This window comes from Shewanella sp. 10N.286.45.A1 (assembly GCF_041470405.1).
GTDB lineage: Bacteria > Pseudomonadota > Gammaproteobacteria > Enterobacterales > Shewanellaceae > Shewanella.
Genome location: NZ_JBFRMK010000014.1, coordinates 1 through 14,165 on the forward strand (window position 1 = coordinate 1; position 14,165 = coordinate 14,165).

The window sequence follows — 14,165 nt, forward strand, 5'->3', positions numbered from 1 at the left end:
ACGAAGGTTTACGCTTCGCCATCCGTGAAGGTGGACGTACAGTTGGTGCTGGTGTTGTTGCAGAGATCGTTGCTTAATAGCGACCAATCTTAACGCAATACTGAAAAAGGCAGCTTAGGCTGCCTTTTTTATTGCCTTAAGAAAAGTGCGCTAAGTACTGGCAATCTCGATCTGCCTGGGTATAATAGCCGCCACTTTGTTGGATATGGTCTATTTGACGGTATTTCAAACAGTGGGGTTGATCTGAGACTTAAAATCAGTATAATAGCCCCTCGCCTTAACCATTAGGCGAATTTAAATTGGTCTACCCTCGAGGTTGACGTAAAAAAACAGCGACTCCAATTGTGAGTCGAACGGTTAAATCATCTCGCTCTGCTTTTCCAAAAGGAAGAAGCTAGAGGGTGATTTTTTATGTGTACATTTTAGGAGCTCTGGTCAATGCAGAACCAAAGAATCCGTATCCGCTTAAAAGGATTTGATCATCGTTTGATTGATCAGTCTACTGCGGAAATCGTTGAAACTGCTAAGCGTACAGGCGCACAGGTTCGTGGTCCAATTCCACTACCAACGCGTAAAGAACGTTATACCATTTTGACTTCTCCACACGTTAATAAAGATGCGCGTGATCAGTACGAACTTCGTACTCACAAACGTCTTGTTGACATCGTAGAGCCGACTGAAAAGACTGTTGACGCACTTATGCGTTTAGATCTTGCGGCGGGTGTTGACGTTCAGATTAGCTTGGGTTAATTGAGCTTAGAAGAGGTTTGAGAGATGGCTATCGGTCTTATCGGTCGTAAAGTAGGTATGACACGTATCTTCAATGAAGATGGCGCGTCGGTACCTGTAACAGTAATTGAAATTGCTGCTAACCGTGTAACCCAAGTGAAAACTTTGGATACAGACGGTTACCGTGCACTTCAAGTTACTACTGGTACCAAAAAAGCTAATCGCATCACTAAACCAGAAGCAGGTCACTTTGCTAAGGCAGGCGTTGAAGCCGGTCGTGGTTTGTGGGAATTGCGTTTGGCAGATGGTGATGGTGAAGGCATCGAAGTTGGTGCTGAGCTAAATGTAGATATCTTCGCTGACATAGCGAAAGTTGATGTAACTGGTCAATCAAAAGGTAAAGGCTTCCAAGGCGGTATTAAGCGTTGGAACTTCCATGCCCAAGATATGACACATGGTAACTCTTTGGCTCATAGATCTAACGGTTCTATTGGTCAAAACCAGACACCTGGTCGCGTTTTCAAAGGTAAGAAAATGTCAGGCCACATGGGTGCAGAGCGTGTTACTACGCAGAATCTAGACGTTGTACGTGTAGATGCTGAGCGTAACTTGCTACTGGTTAAGGGTGCAGTTCCAGGCGCTACTAATGGCGACCTGATCATCAAACCAGCTGTTAAAGCTTAAGGTCTGAGGAGATAGTAATGGAATTGGTATTGAAAGACGCACAGAGTGCTCTTGAAGTTTCCGAAACTACCTTCGGCCGTGACTTTAATGAAGCACTGGTTCATCAGGTAGTTGTAGCTTACGCTGCAAACGCGCGTCAGGGCACTCGTGCTCAAAAGACTCGCGCAGAAGTAGTTGGCTCTGGCAAGAAGCCATGGCGCCAAAAAGGTACTGGCCGCGCACGTGCCGGTACTGTTAAAGGCCCAATCTGGCGTGGCGGTGGCGTAACATTCGCTGCTAAAGCACAAGATCACAGCCAAAAAGTTAACAAGAAGATGTACCGCGGAGCGCTGAAAAGCATATTCTCTGAATTGGTACGTCAAGACCGTCTAGTAGTAGTTGAGTCGTTTGGTGTTGAAGCTCCGAAAACTAAAGAGCTGAAAGCTAAATTGAACGAAATGCAACTTGAAGACGTGTTGATTGTTACTCCAGAAGTTGACGAGAACTTGTTCTTAGCTGCTCGTAACTTGTACAAAGTTGACGTTCGTGATGTTGCTGGTATTGATCCAGTTAGCCTTATCGCGTTCAACAAAGTACTCGTAACTGCTGAAGCTATTAAGCAAATCGAGGAGATGCTGGGATGATAAGCGAAGAACGTTTGTTAAAAGTTATTCTTGCTCCACATATCTCTGAAAAGAGCACTGTGAATGCAGAGAAGAACAATACAGTTGTTTTCCGTGTAGCTATCGATGCAACTAAAGCTGAAGTTAAAGCTGCAGTAGCACAGCTATTCGAAGTTGAAGTCGATTCAGTTCGCACTTTGGTTAACAAAGGTAAAACTAAGCGTCACGGTGCCCGTACTGGCCGTCGTAGCGATTGGAAAAAAGCCTATGTTACTCTAGCTGAAGGTGCTGACATCGATTTCGTCGGCGGCGCTGAATAAGCAAAGGAGAATTATCATGGCAGTTATTAAGTGTAAGCCAACCTCTCCAGGTCGTCGCCACGTAGTTAAAGTGGTGAACAGCGATTTGCATAAGGGTAAACCTTTTGCAGGCCTGTTGGCGAAAAAATCGAAAAGTGGTGGCCGTAACAATACTGGTCGCATCACTTCACGTCACATTGGTGGCGGACATAAGCAACATTATCGTCTAATCGACTTTAAGCGTAACAAAGACGGTATCCCTGCGAAGGTTGAACGTTTGGAATATGATCCAAACCGTACAGCTAACATCGCATTGGTACTTTACGCTGACGGTGAGCGTCGTTACATCATTGCCGCTAAAGGCATGAAAGCTGGAGATTCAATCCAGTCTGGTATCGATGCAGAGATCAAGAGCGGTAACGCAATGCCTCTACGTAATATCCCTGTGGGTAGCGTAGTGCACGCAGTTGAAATGAAGCCTGGTAAAGGTGCTCAAATCGCGCGTTCTGCTGGTGCTTATGTACAAGTTATTGCTCGTGATGGCGCATACGCCACTCTACGTCTTCGCTCTGGCGAAATGCGTAAAGTGCCTGTTGATTGCCGCGCGACATTGGGTGAAGTTGGTAACGCCGAGCATATGCTACGCCAGTTAGGTAAAGCAGGTGCTAAACGCTGGAGAGGCGTACGCCCGACAGTTCGTGGTGTTGCAATGAACCCAGTAGATCATCCACATGGTGGTGGTGAAGGCCGTACATCTGGTGGTCGTCACCCTGTATCTCCATGGGGTCAGCCTACTAAGGGTTATAAGACTCGTAGTAACAAACGCACCGACAAGTACATTGTACGTCGTCGCAATAAAAAGTAAGAGGATTCGCCATGCCACGTTCTCTCAAGAAAGGTCCATTCATTGACCTGCACTTGCTGAAGAAGGTAGAGAAAGCGATGGAAGCGGGAGACAAGAAGCCTATTAAGACTTGGTCTCGTCGCTCTATGATCATCCCTAATATGATTGGGTTGACCATCGCTGTCCATAATGGTCGTCAGCACGTACCTGTGTTCGTAACTGACGAAATGATCGGCCACAAGCTTGGTGAATTTTCACCAACTCGCACTTATCGCGGCCATGCTGCAGATAAGAAAGCGAAGAAGCGTTAATACGGGAGGAATAAGATGGAAGTTTTAGCTAAACATCGTTTTGCCCGTACGTCGCCTCAAAAGTGTCGTTTGGTTGCAGATCAAATCCGTGGACTGCCTGTTGCTAAGGCTCTCGAAATTCTAACTTTCAGCCCTAAGAAAGCTGCAGTACTTGTTAAAAAAGTACTGGACTCTGCAATCGCTAATGCTGAGCACAATGAAGGTGCTGACATTGACGAATTAAGAGTTGGAGCGATTATGATCGATGAAGGTCCAACTATGAAGCGTATCATGCCACGTGCTAAAGGCCGTGCTGATCGCATAATCAAGCGTACCAGCCACATTACTGTGGTTGTATCAGATCGCTAGGAGTTAGCAATGGGACAGAAAGTACATCCTAATGGTATCCGTCTGGGTATCACTAAGCCTTGGATCTCGACATGGTACGCTGACAAGTCAGACTATGCCAATAACTTGAGTAGTGACTGGGAAGTGCGTAAGTTTCTTGAAAAGAAACTTAAGCAAGCATCAGTTTCTAAGATTGTTATCGAGCGTCCAGCTAAAAGTGTTCGTGTTACTATCCACACAGCCCGTCCAGGTGTTGTGATTGGTAAGAAAGGCGAAGACGTAGAAAAGCTACGCAATGCAGTTGCTAAATTGACTGGTATTCCAGCTCAAATTAACATCGCTGAGATCCGTAAACCTGAGCTAGATGCTAAGCTTGTTGCCGATGGCATCGCTTCGCAGCTAGAGCGTCGTGTTATGTTCCGTCGTGCTATGAAGCGCGCAGTTCAAAACGCAATGCGTCTTGGTGCTAAAGGTATCAAAGTTGAAGTTAGCGGCCGTCTAGGCGGCGCTGAGATTGCGCGTTCGGAATGGTATCGTGAAGGTCGTGTACCTTTGCATACTCTTCGTGCTGATATCGACTATTCTACTTCTGAGAGTCACACTCAATACGGTGTGATTGGCGTTAAAGTTTGGGTCTTCAAAGGTGAAGTTCTAGACGGTATCGTTCCTCAGCATGAAGAGCCGAAACAGCAGCCGAAGCGTAAGCCTCGCGGTAAATAGGAGAGCTGGCAATGCTGCAACCAAAAAGAATGAAGTTTCGCAAAATGTTCAAGGGCCGCAACCGTGGTCTAGCGAACGGCACTGAAGTTAGCTTCGGTGAGTTCGGTTTGAAAGCTGTAGGACGTGGTCGTCTTACTGCTCGTCAAATTGAATCTGCGCGTCGTGCTATGACACGTCACATTAAACGTCAAGGTCAAATCTGGATCCGCGTTTTCCCTGATAAGCCAATTACCTCTAAGCCTCTTGAAGTGCGTATGGGTAAAGGTAAGGGTAACGTTGAATACTGGGTTTGCCAGATTCAACCAGGTAAGGTTCTTTATGAGATGAATGGCGTATCAGAAGAGTTGGCTCGTGAAGCCTTTGCTCTTGCTGCTGCAAAATTACCTCTGAAGACTACCTTCGTAACTAAGACGGTGATGTAATGAAAGCGAGCGAACTAACAGAAAAGAGCGTTGAAGAACTGAACGCTGAACTGCTTGGTCTGCTGCGTGAGCAGTTTAATCTGCGTATGCAACACGCCACTGGTCAGTTGACTCAGACTCATCAGCTTAAAATCGTGCGTCGCAACATTGCGCGCGTTAAGACCATTATTACTTCTAAGGCGGGTGCATAATGTCTGATAATATCCGTACTTTGCAGGGTCGAGTACTTAGCAACAAGATGGACAAGTCTATCACTGTAGCTATTGAGCGTAAGGTTAAGCATCCTTTATACGGGAAGTTCCTTAAGCGTACTACTAAGATCCATGCACATGACGAACAAAATCAGTGTAATGCTGGCGATGTCGTGACTATTCGCGAATGCCGTCCGCTGTCTAAGACTAAGTCTTGGACTCTGGTTGAAGTAGTATCAAAAGCCTAAGTTTATTAGGCATTTAGTTAAACGGCTCCGATTTTCGGAGCCGTTTGTATTTTTAGTACTATCTATTCCTGTTTTTAGGTGTTACACTTGCGCGCCATTTTTGACTAAATTAAAGTCGAAAATAGGGCAATAAATGTACCCCTAAGTGGGATTGTGAAGTAACGATAGCGGAGCACTTAAAATGATCCAAATGCAATCGACTCTAGAAGTCGCCTGTAACAGTGGCGCTCGTAGAGTTCAGTGTATTAAGGTCTTGGGTGGCTCTCATCGTCGTTATGCCGGTATCGGCGACGTCATCAAGGTTTCTGTAAAAGAAGCAATTCCTCGCGGTAAAGCGAAGAAAGGTGATGTATATAACGCGGTGGTAGTCCGTACTAAGAAAGGCGTACGTCGTCCAGACGGTTCTGTCATTCGCTTCGATCGGAACGCAGCGGTATTGCTTAATGCAAACCTTGCACCGATTGGTACTCGTATCTTTGGACCAGTGACACGTGAATTGCGTACAGAGCAATTCATGAAAATTGTCTCGCTGGCACCAGAAGTACTGTAAGGAGCTTCAAAATGGCAGCAAAAATACGTCGTCAAGACGAAGTAATTGTACTAGCAGGTAAAGACCAAGGGAAACGCGGTAAGGTTTCTCAGGTTCTAACTACTGGTAAATTAATTGTAGAAGGTATTAACCTTGTCAAGAAACACCAAAAGCCAAACCCACAATTGGGCGTAGCTGGCGGTATTGTTGAGCAAGAAGCACCGATACAAGCATCAAACGTAGCGATTTTCAACTCTGCCACTGGCAAAGCTGATCGCGTTGGTTTCCGATTTGAAGATGGCAAAAAAGTCCGTTTCTTTAAGTCGAACAGTGAACTCGTTAAGTAATTGGAGTAAACGATGGCGAAACTGCATGATAAATATCAAGAGACTGTTAGTCCTGAACTTGTCAAAAAGTTTGGTTTTACCAGTGTCATGCAAGTCCCTCGGATTGAAAAGATCACCCTTAATATGGGTGTTGGCGAAGCAGTAGCAGATAAGAAAGTTATGGAGCATGCGCTTCGTGACATGACTGCTATCGCTGGTCAGAAGCCAGTAGTGACTGTAGCTCGTAAGTCAGTTGCTGGTTTTAAAATCCGTGAAGGCTACCCAATAGGCTGTAAGGTTACACTGCGCGGTGAGCGTATGTGGGAATTCTTAGAGCGTTTAGTAGATATCGCAATCCCGCGTATCCGCGACTTCCGTGGTATGAGTGTTAAATCATTCGACGGTCGTGGTAACTATGCGATGGGTGTACGTGAGCAAATTATCTTCCCAGAGATCGAATACGATAAAATCGATAAGATCCGCGGCATGGATATTGTAATCACTACTTCTGCGAAGAATGACGAAGAAGGCCGAGCTTTGCTCGAAGGCTTTAACTTCCCATTCAAGAAATAAGGGTAGCGTAATGGCAAAAAGTTCAATGAAAGCACGTGAAGCAAAACGTGCCAAGCTCGTAGCTAAGTTCGCTGAAAAGCGTCTAGCTCTTAAAGCTATCATTAGCAGTCCAACAACTTCAGACGAAGATCGTTGGGATGCAGTACTTAAGTTACAAGCTCTACCACGTGACTCTAGCTCTGCGCGTCAGCGCAATCGCTGTAGTCAAACTGGTCGCCCACATGGTTTCCTACGTAAATTCGGCCTTAGCCGTATTAAATTACGTGAAGCAACTATGCGCGGTGAAGTTCCTGGCCTACGCAAGGCCAGCTGGTAAGCACTTGTCACGGAGTAAGCTAATATGAGCATGCAAGATCCTATTGCGGATATGTTAACACGTATTCGTAACGGCCAAGCTGCTAAACACGTATCTGTGAAGATGCCTTCTGCTAAGCTAAAAATCGCTATCGCGAAAGTGCTTAAAGAAGAAGGTTACATCACTGACTACGCCGTAGCAGATGAAGCCAAGCCTGAACTGGAAGTTACTCTTAAGTATTTCCAAGGTCAGCCAGTCGTTGAGACTATCCAGCGCGTTAGCCGTCCTGGTCTTCGTATTTACAAAGGTAAAAACGAACTTCCAAAGGTTATGGGCGGACTGGGTGTCGCTATCGTGTCCACTTCTAAAGGTTTGATGACTGATCGTACTGCCCGCCAAAATGGCATGGGTGGGGAAGTTATCTGCTACGTAGCATAAGGAGCTAGCAATGTCTCGTGTCGCAAAAGCACCAGTCGCTATCCCTGCAGGCGTAGAAGTGACTTTAAACGAACAAACTATCACCGTAAAAGGTACTAAAGGTAGTTTGACTCGAGTAATTAACGCTGACGTTTCTGTTGTTGTAGAAGACAACGAAATTAAGTGTAGTTCGGTTGAGGGCGTGAAAACTGCCGCTCAAGCGGGTACTGCTCGAGCTCTAATCAACAATATGGTTGTTGGTGTTACAGCTGGTTTTGAAAAGAAACTTCAGTTAATTGGTGTCGGTTACCGTGCGAAAATCGCTGGTAAAGGCGTTGATTTAACTCTAGGTTTCTCTCACCCACTGGTACACGAACTTCCTGACGGCGTAACAGCAGAATGTCCTAGCCAAACTGAAATCGTACTTAAGGGTACTGATAAGCAGTTAATTGGTCAGGTTGCTGCTGAGATTCGCGGCTACCGTCCACCAGAGCCTTACAAAGGTAAAGGTGTTCGTTATGCTGATGAACAAGTACGCCGTAAAGAGGCTAAGAAGAAGTAGGTAACGCGATATGGATAAGAAAACATCTCGCTTACGCCGCGCGACTCGCGCCCGTAAGAAGATCCAAGAGCTGGGCGTTAACCGTCTGGTTGTACATCGTACACCACGTCACACATACGCTCAGGTCATTAGTCCTGCAAACGTAGTGTTGGCGGCAGCTTCTACTGCTGAAAAAGCGGTATCAGAGCAGCTAAAGTACACAGGTAACGTAGATGCAGCTAAAGCAGTGGGTAAAACTGTTGCAGAGCGCGCTATCGAAAAAGGCGTAGCTGTAGTTGCATTCGATCGTTCCGGCTTCAAGTATCACGGACGCGTTGCTGCATTAGCAGACGCCGCTCGTGAAGCTGGCCTCAAGTTCTAAGGAATGATGAAAAATGGCTAAATTTGAAGCTCAACAAAAAGACGATCTGCAAGAGAAGTTAGTTGCAGTTAATCGTGTTTCTAAAGTAGTTAAAGGCGGACGTATCTTTAGCTTCACTGCACTAACTGTAGTCGGTGATGGTAATGGTAAAGTCGGTTATGGCTATGGTAAAGCGCGTGAAGTACCAGCAGCAATTCAGAAAGCAATGGAAAAGGCTCGCCGTAACATTGTAAACGTTGAATTGAACAACGGTACTTTACACCACCCTGTAAAGGGGCGTCACACTGGTTCTCGTGTTTACATGCAGCCAGCCTCTGACGGTACCGGTATTATTGCCGGTGGCGCAATGCGTGCCGTATTGGAAGTAGCAGGCGTTCATAACGTTCTGTCAAAAGCATACGGTTCTACTAACCCGATCAACATCGTTCGCGCAACTGTAGATGCGTTGGTGCACATGAAGTCACCATCACAAATTGCAGCTAAGCGTGGCCTGAATGTTGATGAAATTCGAGGTTAATGCACCATGGCTACTAAAACACTTAAAGTAACTCAGACCAAGAGTTCAATTGGACGTTTGCCTAAGCATCGTGCAACTTTGACTGGTCTAGGTCTACGCCGCATTAATCACACTGTTGAACTAGAAGATACTCCTTCTGTTCGCGGTATGATTAACAAGGTTTACTACATGGTTTCGGTGGAGGAAGTATAAGATGCGTCTAAATACTCTATCACCTGCTGCAGGTGCTAAATCAGCAGCTAAGCGTGTAGGTCGCGGTATCGGTTCAGGCCTAGGTAAAACTGCAGGTCGTGGTCACAAAGGTCAGAAGTCTCGTTCTGGCGGCGGTGTTCGCGTCGGTTTCGAGGGTGGTCAAATGCCACTTAAGATCCGTCTACCTAAATTCGGTTTTACCTCGCGTCGTGCGTTGGTATCAGCTGAAGTTCGCATTAGCGAACTAGCTAAAGTTAACGGTGATGTTATCGACCTAAATGCGCTGAAAGATGCGAATCTAGTTACTCGCAACATACAGTTTGCTAAAATCGTTCTTTCAGGTACCATTGAGCGCCCTGTGACCGTTAAAGGTCTGAAGGTAACCAAAGGTGCACGTGCAGCTATTGAAGCTGCCGGTGGCAAGATCGAGGAATAATACGTCGATGGCAAAACCAGGACTTGATTTAAAAAGCGCGAAAGGCGGTTTATCAGAATTGAAAACCCGTCTCCTGTTCGTGATTGGTGCAATTATCGTCTTTAGAGCCGGTTCGTTTGTACCAATTCCTGGTATTGACGCTGCTGTACTAGCAGAGCTGTTTAATCAGCAAAAGGGTACCATCTTAGGCATGTTTAACATGTTTTCTGGTGGCGCCCTTGAACGTGCCTCTATTTTTGCATTAGGTATCATGCCGTATATTTCGGCATCGATCATTATGCAGTTATTGACAGTCGTTCATCCTGCGCTCGCTGAATTGAAAAAGGAAGGCGAGTCGGGACGAAAGAAGATTAGTCAATATACTCGATACGGCACGTTGGTCCTGGGTACATTCCAGGCTATTGGTATCGCAACAGGTCTTCCGAACTTAGTTCCAGGTTTAGTTGTAAACCTTGGATTCGGATTCTACTTCGTTGCAGTTGTCAGCTTAGTCACAGGAACAATGTTCCTAATGTGGTTAGGTGAGCAAATTACCGAAAGAGGCATTGGTAACGGTATCTCGATATTAATTTTCGCAGGTATTGTTGCAGGTCTGCCATCTGCTATCGGTCAAACGGCTGAGCAGGCGCGTCAAGGCGACATAAGTGTACTAGTATTGTTGTTGCTGGCAGTAATTGTTTTTGCTGTCACATATTTTGTGGTATTTGTAGAGCGTGGACAACGTCGTATCGTTGTAAACTATGCTAAGCGTCAACAGGGCCGTAAGGTCTTCGCAGCGCAAAGTACGCATCTACCGCTTAAGATAAATATGGCTGGTGTTATCCCGCCTATTTTTGCGTCCAGCATAATTTTGTTTCCAGGCACACTGGCTCAGTGGTTTGGTCAAAATGAGTCTATGTCATGGTTAAGTGATTTTTCACTTGCTGTGTCACCAGGACAACCGCTGTACTCATTGTTATATGCAACAGCGATTATCTTTTTCTGTTTCTTCTATACTGCGTTGGTGTTTAACCCTCGCGAAACAGCAGATAACTTGAAGAAGAGTGGTGCGTTTATTCCCGGGATTCGTCCTGGAGAACAGACTTCGCGTTACATTGATAAAGTAATGACCCGCCTAACATTAGCTGGTGCGTTATATATTACTTTTATCTGCTTAATTCCGGAGTTCATGTTAATTGCGTGGCAAGTACAGTTCTATTTTGGCGGTACTTCACTACTAATTATGGTAGTCGTAATCATGGACTTCATGGCTCAAGTTCAGACCCATATGATGTCTCATCAGTATGAGTCTGTAATGAAGAAAGCTAACTTGGTAAACAAAGCGAATTTAGATCGCTTTGGTCGCTAAGATAGTAATCTCGGAGTGATGAAATGAAAGTTCGAGCTTCCGTGAAGAAGATCTGCCGTAACTGCAAGATCGTAAAGCGTAGTGGCGTTGTTCGCGTGATTTGTGTTGAACCTAAACACAAACAGCGTCAAGGCTAAAAAGAAAGATTTGACCAGCCCAGTCGGGGCTGGTCAAAATATTATTTGCTAAATTGTCGTCTGTCGAGTATCCTACCGGGCTTTTCACAGATGACCTTTAACTTGAGGAGTGCATAGTGGCCCGTATCGCTGGCATTAACATTCCTGATCAAAAGCATACAGTCATTGCATTGACTGCTATCTACGGCATTGGTCGTACTCGCGCACAAGCTATTTGCGCGGCTACTTCAATTGCTGAAGATGCTAAGATCAAGGAATTGAGCGAAGCTCAAATAGATACTCTACGCGAAGAAGTTGCCAACTACATTGTAGAAGGTGATTTACGTCGTGAAGTTTCCATGAACATCAAGCGTCTTATGGACCTTGGTTGTTACCGTGGCCTTCGCCATCGTCGTAGCCTTCCCCTTCGTGGGCAACGTACTAAGACCAATGCGCGTACGCGTAAAGGTCCACGTAAACCAATTAGAAAGTAACGGGGTAATCCACAATGGCTAAAGTTCCGTCACGTTCTCCGCGTAAGCGTGTACGTAAACAGGTTGCTGATGGTATGGCGCATATCCATGCGTCTTTCAACAACACTATTATTACCATTACAGATCGTCAAGGTAATGCACTATCTTGGGCAACTTCTGGTGGTTCAGGTTTCCGTGGTTCACGTAAATCTACCCCATTTGCTGCACAGGTTGCTGCTGAACGCGCAGGTACTGCCGCTCAGGACTACGGTGTTAAAAACCTAGAAGTGTTTGTGAAGGGTCCAGGTCCAGGACGCGAATCTGCGATTCGTGCACTAAACTCGGTTGGTTACAAAATAACCAATATTACCGATGTGACGCCTATCCCTCATAATGGTTGTCGTCCTCCTAAGAAACGTCGCGTTTAACTCGTCGTTTTTAAATAGGATAGTTGGAGAAAGAACATGGCAAGATACTTGGGTCCAAAGCTCAAGCTCAGCCGCAGAGAAGGTACTGACCTTTTCCTAAAAAGCGGCGTGAGAGCAATCGATTCGAAGTGTAAGCTTGAAACTGCACCTGGACAACACGGCGCTCGTAAGACCCGTTTGTCTGAGTATGGCGTTCAGCTACGCGAGAAACAAAAAGTTCGTCGTATTTACGGTGTGCTAGAAAAGCAATTCCGTAACTACTACAAAGATGCTGCACGTACTAAAGGTAACACTGGTGAAAACCTACTTACTCTTTTAGAAACCCGTCTTGATAACGTAGTTTATCGTATGGGCTTTGGTGCAACACGCGCTGAATCACGTCAGCTAGTTAGCCATAAGTCAATTATGGTTAATGGTAGCGTCGTTAACATTCCATCATTCAAAGTGTCTGCGAATGATGTAGTGAGCGTTCGCGAGAAGTCACGTACTCAAGCTCGTATTAAAGCGGCTTTAGAAGTGTCGGCTCAACGCGAAAAGCCAACATGGGTTGAAGTTGACAACACTAAGATGGAAGGTGCTTTCAAGCGCATTCCTGAGCGTAGTGATTTGTCTGCGGAAATTAACGAACAGCTGATCGTCGAACTTTACTCTAAGTAAAGTTAAAACAAAAGAGAGGACACAATGCAGGGTTCTGTTACAGAATTTCTTAAACCGCGTCTCGTTGATATCGAGCAGGTTAATCCAACACGTGCCAAGGTTACACTGGAGCCGCTAGAGCGTGGTTTTGGTCACACTTTAGGTAACGCGTTGCGTCGTATCCTATTGTCGTCTATGCCAGGCTGCGCGGTTACCGAAGTAGAGATCGATGGTGTACTGCATGAATACAGTAGCAAGGAAGGCGTGCAAGAAGATATCCTTGAGATATTGTTAAACCTTAAGGGTCTAGCAGTTGTTATCGAAGGGAAAGACGAAGCTATGCTTACGCTTAGTAAGTCAGGCGCAGGCCCTGTTACTGCAGCAGATATCACGCATGACGGTGATGTTACCGTTATGAATCCTGACCATGTTATCTGTCATTTGACAGGTAATAATGAAGTCAGCATGCGTATCCGCGTAGAGCGTGGTCGTGGTTATGTACCGGCTTCTGCCCGTGCACAAACTGAAGACGATGATCGCCCTATCGGCCGCTTGTTGGTTGATTCTTCGTTCTCACCAGTTGCTCGCATTGCATACAATGTAGAAGCTGCTCGTGTTGAACAGCGTACAGACTTAGATAAACTCGTTATCGATATGACCACAAACGGTACTATTGATCCTGAGGAAGCTATCCGTCGCTCTGCAACAATTCTTGCTGAACAGCTAGATGCGTTTGTTGAGTTACGTGATGTGACTGAGGCTGCACCGGTAGAAGAGAAGCCGGAGTTCGATCCGATATTGTTGCGTCCTGTCGACGATTTAGAGCTAACTGTACGTTCAGCCAACTGTTTGAAGGCTGAAGCGATTCATTACATCGGCGATCTGGTACAACGCACTGAAGTTGAGTTGTTGAAAACTCCTAACTTGGGTAAGAAGTCTCTTACCGAAATTAAGGATGTTCTTGCATCTCGCGGACTGTCGTTAGGTATGCGTCTTGAAAACTGGCCTCCAGCTAGTTTAGCAGACGACCTTTAAGTCCAGATTAGTACAGATATAGGTAATAAGGATTAGGTCATGCGCCATCGTAAGAGTGGTCGTCAACTAAACCGTAACAGCAGTCATCGTCAAGCTATGTTCCGTAACATGGCATGCTCAATAGTTCGTCACGAAGTGATCAAAACTACTGTAGCTAAAGCGAAAGAACTGCGTCGCGTAGTTGAACCTCTGATAACACTTGCTAAGAGTGATAGTGTAGCAAACCGCCGTTTGGCATTTGCACGTACTCGCGACGCTGAAGTCGTTGGTAAGTTATTTACTGAATTGGGTCCACGCTTCCAGGAACGTCCTGGTGGTTACACTCGTATTCTTAAGTGCGGTCTACGTACTGGTGATAAAGCGCCTATGGCGTACATTGAACTAGTAGGTCGTCCTGAAGCAGCTGAAGCTGTTGAAGACACTGCAGAGTAAATAAGTCTTAGTTTAAAAGGCCGAACAAATTGTTCGGCCTTTTTTATGCCTCTAATTTAATTGCATTAGTTTTAGCTTCTCGCCAATATCCTGCACAGCCACAGCCACAGCC

Annotated in this window: 28 protein-coding genes and 1 pseudogene; all 29 read left to right on the plus strand. The window is 45.7% G+C overall.

Annotated features, from left to right (window positions below; translation table 11 throughout):
- Positions 1-77, plus strand: a pseudogene (locus AB4238_RS01035) (elongation factor Tu); the annotation flags it as partial.
- A gap of 361 nt (positions 78-438) precedes the next feature.
- The gene (gene rpsJ / locus AB4238_RS01040; protein ID WP_005503530.1) at positions 439-750 is read left to right on the plus strand and encodes a 30S ribosomal protein S10; all 312 of its coding nucleotides are present in this window, start codon (positions 439-441) and stop codon (positions 748-750) included.
- 24 nt (positions 751-774) lie between these two features.
- Positions 775-1,413 carry a 50S ribosomal protein L3 gene (rplC, locus tag AB4238_RS01045; protein ID WP_220739648.1) on the plus strand — a complete coding sequence of 213 codons (639 nt, stop codon included), beginning with the start codon at positions 775-777 and terminating at the stop codon, positions 1,411-1,413.
- Positions 1,414-1,430: 17 nt separating this feature from the next.
- On the plus strand, positions 1,431-2,036 hold the full coding sequence (gene rplD, locus AB4238_RS01050) for a 50S ribosomal protein L4 (RefSeq protein WP_020912140.1): 606 nt from the start codon (positions 1,431-1,433) through the stop codon (positions 2,034-2,036).
- Complete coding sequence (gene rplW, locus AB4238_RS01055; RefSeq protein ID WP_020912141.1) at positions 2,033-2,335, plus strand: 50S ribosomal protein L23; 303 nt, start codon at positions 2,033-2,035, stop codon at positions 2,333-2,335. Before rplD ends, rplW begins: the two co-directional genes overlap by 4 nt.
- Before the next feature lie 16 nt (positions 2,336-2,351).
- Positions 2,352-3,179 carry a 50S ribosomal protein L2 gene (gene rplB / locus AB4238_RS01060; RefSeq protein ID WP_020912142.1) on the plus strand — a complete coding sequence of 276 codons (828 nt, stop codon included), beginning with the start codon at positions 2,352-2,354 and terminating at the stop codon, positions 3,177-3,179.
- A gap of 11 nt (positions 3,180-3,190) precedes the next feature.
- Entirely contained in the window at positions 3,191-3,469 is a 279-nt protein-coding gene (gene rpsS, locus AB4238_RS01065; RefSeq protein WP_006083596.1) for a 30S ribosomal protein S19, read from the plus strand.
- A gap of 15 nt (positions 3,470-3,484) precedes the next feature.
- Complete coding sequence (gene rplV / locus AB4238_RS01070; RefSeq protein ID WP_012144645.1) at positions 3,485-3,817, plus strand: 50S ribosomal protein L22; 333 nt, start codon at positions 3,485-3,487, stop codon at positions 3,815-3,817.
- 9 nt (positions 3,818-3,826) lie between these two features.
- Positions 3,827-4,516, plus strand: a complete 690-nt coding sequence (gene rpsC, locus AB4238_RS01075; protein ID WP_202287032.1) for a 30S ribosomal protein S3 — start codon at positions 3,827-3,829, stop codon at positions 4,514-4,516.
- 11 nt (positions 4,517-4,527) lie between these two features.
- Positions 4,528-4,938 (plus strand): 50S ribosomal protein L16, encoded by a 411-nt coding sequence (rplP, locus tag AB4238_RS01080; protein ID WP_020912144.1) that lies wholly within the window; start codon positions 4,528-4,530, stop codon positions 4,936-4,938.
- Complete coding sequence (gene rpmC, locus AB4238_RS01085; RefSeq protein ID WP_012144642.1) at positions 4,938-5,129, plus strand: 50S ribosomal protein L29; 192 nt, start codon at positions 4,938-4,940, stop codon at positions 5,127-5,129. Before rplP ends, rpmC begins: the two co-directional genes overlap by 1 nt.
- Positions 5,129-5,377: a 30S ribosomal protein S17 gene (gene rpsQ / locus AB4238_RS01090; RefSeq protein WP_020912145.1), complete on the plus strand. Its 249-nt coding sequence runs from the start codon at positions 5,129-5,131 to the stop codon at positions 5,375-5,377. Before rpmC ends, rpsQ begins: the two co-directional genes overlap by 1 nt.
- A gap of 181 nt (positions 5,378-5,558) precedes the next feature.
- Positions 5,559-5,927, plus strand: a complete 369-nt coding sequence (gene rplN / locus AB4238_RS01095; protein ID WP_011863976.1) for a 50S ribosomal protein L14 — start codon at positions 5,559-5,561, stop codon at positions 5,925-5,927.
- A gap of 11 nt (positions 5,928-5,938) precedes the next feature.
- Positions 5,939-6,253 carry a 50S ribosomal protein L24 gene (gene rplX / locus AB4238_RS01100; RefSeq protein ID WP_020912146.1) on the plus strand — a complete coding sequence of 105 codons (315 nt, stop codon included), beginning with the start codon at positions 5,939-5,941 and terminating at the stop codon, positions 6,251-6,253.
- Between the two features lie 12 nt (positions 6,254-6,265).
- On the plus strand, positions 6,266-6,805 hold the full coding sequence (rplE, locus tag AB4238_RS01105) for a 50S ribosomal protein L5 (RefSeq protein WP_020912147.1): 540 nt from the start codon (positions 6,266-6,268) through the stop codon (positions 6,803-6,805).
- Between the two features lie 10 nt (positions 6,806-6,815).
- Positions 6,816-7,121 (plus strand): 30S ribosomal protein S14, encoded by a 306-nt coding sequence (rpsN, locus tag AB4238_RS01110; RefSeq protein WP_020912148.1) that lies wholly within the window; start codon positions 6,816-6,818, stop codon positions 7,119-7,121.
- Positions 7,122-7,145: 24 nt separating this feature from the next.
- The gene (gene rpsH, locus AB4238_RS01115) at positions 7,146-7,538 is read left to right on the plus strand and encodes a 30S ribosomal protein S8 (RefSeq protein ID WP_020912149.1); all 393 of its coding nucleotides are present in this window, start codon (positions 7,146-7,148) and stop codon (positions 7,536-7,538) included.
- A gap of 10 nt (positions 7,539-7,548) precedes the next feature.
- On the plus strand, positions 7,549-8,079 hold the full coding sequence (gene rplF / locus AB4238_RS01120) for a 50S ribosomal protein L6 (RefSeq protein WP_020912150.1): 531 nt from the start codon (positions 7,549-7,551) through the stop codon (positions 8,077-8,079).
- Between the two features lie 10 nt (positions 8,080-8,089).
- Positions 8,090-8,440 carry a 50S ribosomal protein L18 gene (rplR, locus tag AB4238_RS01125; protein ID WP_020912151.1) on the plus strand — a complete coding sequence of 117 codons (351 nt, stop codon included), beginning with the start codon at positions 8,090-8,092 and terminating at the stop codon, positions 8,438-8,440.
- 13 nt (positions 8,441-8,453) lie between these two features.
- Positions 8,454-8,957 (plus strand): 30S ribosomal protein S5, encoded by a 504-nt coding sequence (rpsE, locus tag AB4238_RS01130; protein WP_020912152.1) that lies wholly within the window; start codon positions 8,454-8,456, stop codon positions 8,955-8,957.
- A gap of 6 nt (positions 8,958-8,963) precedes the next feature.
- Entirely contained in the window at positions 8,964-9,149 is a 186-nt protein-coding gene (gene rpmD / locus AB4238_RS01135; protein ID WP_020912153.1) for a 50S ribosomal protein L30, read from the plus strand.
- 1 nt (position 9,150) lies between these two features.
- Entirely contained in the window at positions 9,151-9,585 is a 435-nt protein-coding gene (rplO, locus tag AB4238_RS01140) for a 50S ribosomal protein L15 (protein WP_020912154.1), read from the plus strand.
- A gap of 7 nt (positions 9,586-9,592) precedes the next feature.
- Entirely contained in the window at positions 9,593-10,933 is a 1,341-nt protein-coding gene (gene secY / locus AB4238_RS01145) for a preprotein translocase subunit SecY (RefSeq protein WP_020912155.1), read from the plus strand.
- A 23-nt stretch (positions 10,934-10,956) separates the two neighbouring features.
- The gene (gene rpmJ, locus AB4238_RS01150; protein ID WP_006083579.1) at positions 10,957-11,070 is read left to right on the plus strand and encodes a 50S ribosomal protein L36; all 114 of its coding nucleotides are present in this window, start codon (positions 10,957-10,959) and stop codon (positions 11,068-11,070) included.
- 116 nt (positions 11,071-11,186) lie between these two features.
- Positions 11,187-11,543, plus strand: a complete 357-nt coding sequence (rpsM, locus tag AB4238_RS01155; RefSeq protein WP_012153475.1) for a 30S ribosomal protein S13 — start codon at positions 11,187-11,189, stop codon at positions 11,541-11,543.
- A gap of 14 nt (positions 11,544-11,557) precedes the next feature.
- Positions 11,558-11,950 (plus strand): 30S ribosomal protein S11, encoded by a 393-nt coding sequence (rpsK, locus tag AB4238_RS01160; RefSeq protein ID WP_012153476.1) that lies wholly within the window; start codon positions 11,558-11,560, stop codon positions 11,948-11,950.
- A 36-nt stretch (positions 11,951-11,986) separates the two neighbouring features.
- Complete coding sequence (rpsD, locus tag AB4238_RS01165; protein ID WP_012153477.1) at positions 11,987-12,607, plus strand: 30S ribosomal protein S4; 621 nt, start codon at positions 11,987-11,989, stop codon at positions 12,605-12,607.
- A gap of 24 nt (positions 12,608-12,631) precedes the next feature.
- Positions 12,632-13,621: a DNA-directed RNA polymerase subunit alpha gene (locus AB4238_RS01170; protein ID WP_020912156.1), complete on the plus strand. Its 990-nt coding sequence runs from the start codon at positions 12,632-12,634 to the stop codon at positions 13,619-13,621.
- A 39-nt stretch (positions 13,622-13,660) separates the two neighbouring features.
- Positions 13,661-14,053 carry a 50S ribosomal protein L17 gene (gene rplQ, locus AB4238_RS01175; protein WP_012153479.1) on the plus strand — a complete coding sequence of 131 codons (393 nt, stop codon included), beginning with the start codon at positions 13,661-13,663 and terminating at the stop codon, positions 14,051-14,053.
- The last annotated feature ends 112 nt before the right edge of the window (positions 14,054-14,165 follow it).

Bases quoted from the DNA above. Each gene is read 5' to 3' on its own strand.
- rplE (WP_020912147.1), top strand. From the start codon at position 6,266: ATGGCGAAACTGCATGATAAATATCAAGAGACTGTTAGTCCTGAACTT.
- rplR (WP_020912151.1), top strand. From the start codon at position 8,090: ATGGATAAGAAAACATCTCGCTTACGCCGCGCGACTCGCGCCCGTAAG.
- secY (WP_020912155.1), top strand. From the start codon at position 9,593: ATGGCAAAACCAGGACTTGATTTAAAAAGCGCGAAAGGCGGTTTATCA.
- rpsH (WP_020912149.1), top strand. From the start codon at position 7,146: ATGAGCATGCAAGATCCTATTGCGGATATGTTAACACGTATTCGTAAC.
- rpsQ (WP_020912145.1), top strand. From the start codon at position 5,129: ATGTCTGATAATATCCGTACTTTGCAGGGTCGAGTACTTAGCAACAAG.
- rpmC (WP_012144642.1), top strand. From the start codon at position 4,938: ATGAAAGCGAGCGAACTAACAGAAAAGAGCGTTGAAGAACTGAACGCT.
- rplV (WP_012144645.1), top strand. From the start codon at position 3,485: ATGGAAGTTTTAGCTAAACATCGTTTTGCCCGTACGTCGCCTCAAAAG.
- rpsD (WP_012153477.1), top strand. From the start codon at position 11,987: ATGGCAAGATACTTGGGTCCAAAGCTCAAGCTCAGCCGCAGAGAAGGT.
- rpsN (WP_020912148.1), top strand. From the start codon at position 6,816: ATGGCAAAAAGTTCAATGAAAGCACGTGAAGCAAAACGTGCCAAGCTC.
- rplQ (WP_012153479.1), top strand. From the start codon at position 13,661: ATGCGCCATCGTAAGAGTGGTCGTCAACTAAACCGTAACAGCAGTCAT.
- rpsE (WP_020912152.1), top strand. From the start codon at position 8,454: ATGGCTAAATTTGAAGCTCAACAAAAAGACGATCTGCAAGAGAAGTTA.
- rpsK (WP_012153476.1), top strand. From the start codon at position 11,558: ATGGCTAAAGTTCCGTCACGTTCTCCGCGTAAGCGTGTACGTAAACAG.
- rplP (WP_020912144.1), top strand. From the start codon at position 4,528: ATGCTGCAACCAAAAAGAATGAAGTTTCGCAAAATGTTCAAGGGCCGC.
- rpsJ (WP_005503530.1), top strand. From the start codon at position 439: ATGCAGAACCAAAGAATCCGTATCCGCTTAAAAGGATTTGATCATCGT.
- rplC (WP_220739648.1), top strand. From the start codon at position 775: ATGGCTATCGGTCTTATCGGTCGTAAAGTAGGTATGACACGTATCTTC.
- rplX (WP_020912146.1), top strand. From the start codon at position 5,939: ATGGCAGCAAAAATACGTCGTCAAGACGAAGTAATTGTACTAGCAGGT.
- rpmD (WP_020912153.1), top strand. From the start codon at position 8,964: ATGGCTACTAAAACACTTAAAGTAACTCAGACCAAGAGTTCAATTGGA.
- rplB (WP_020912142.1), top strand. From the start codon at position 2,352: ATGGCAGTTATTAAGTGTAAGCCAACCTCTCCAGGTCGTCGCCACGTA.
- rplF (WP_020912150.1), top strand. From the start codon at position 7,549: ATGTCTCGTGTCGCAAAAGCACCAGTCGCTATCCCTGCAGGCGTAGAA.
- rplN (WP_011863976.1), top strand. From the start codon at position 5,559: ATGATCCAAATGCAATCGACTCTAGAAGTCGCCTGTAACAGTGGCGCT.
- rplO (WP_020912154.1), top strand. From the start codon at position 9,151: ATGCGTCTAAATACTCTATCACCTGCTGCAGGTGCTAAATCAGCAGCT.
- rpsC (WP_202287032.1), top strand. From the start codon at position 3,827: ATGGGACAGAAAGTACATCCTAATGGTATCCGTCTGGGTATCACTAAG.
- rpsS (WP_006083596.1), top strand. From the start codon at position 3,191: ATGCCACGTTCTCTCAAGAAAGGTCCATTCATTGACCTGCACTTGCTG.
- rpmJ (WP_006083579.1), top strand. From the start codon at position 10,957: ATGAAAGTTCGAGCTTCCGTGAAGAAGATCTGCCGTAACTGCAAGATC.
- rplW (WP_020912141.1), top strand. From the start codon at position 2,033: ATGATAAGCGAAGAACGTTTGTTAAAAGTTATTCTTGCTCCACATATC.
- rplD (WP_020912140.1), top strand. From the start codon at position 1,431: ATGGAATTGGTATTGAAAGACGCACAGAGTGCTCTTGAAGTTTCCGAA.
- AB4238_RS01170 (WP_020912156.1), top strand. From the start codon at position 12,632: ATGCAGGGTTCTGTTACAGAATTTCTTAAACCGCGTCTCGTTGATATC.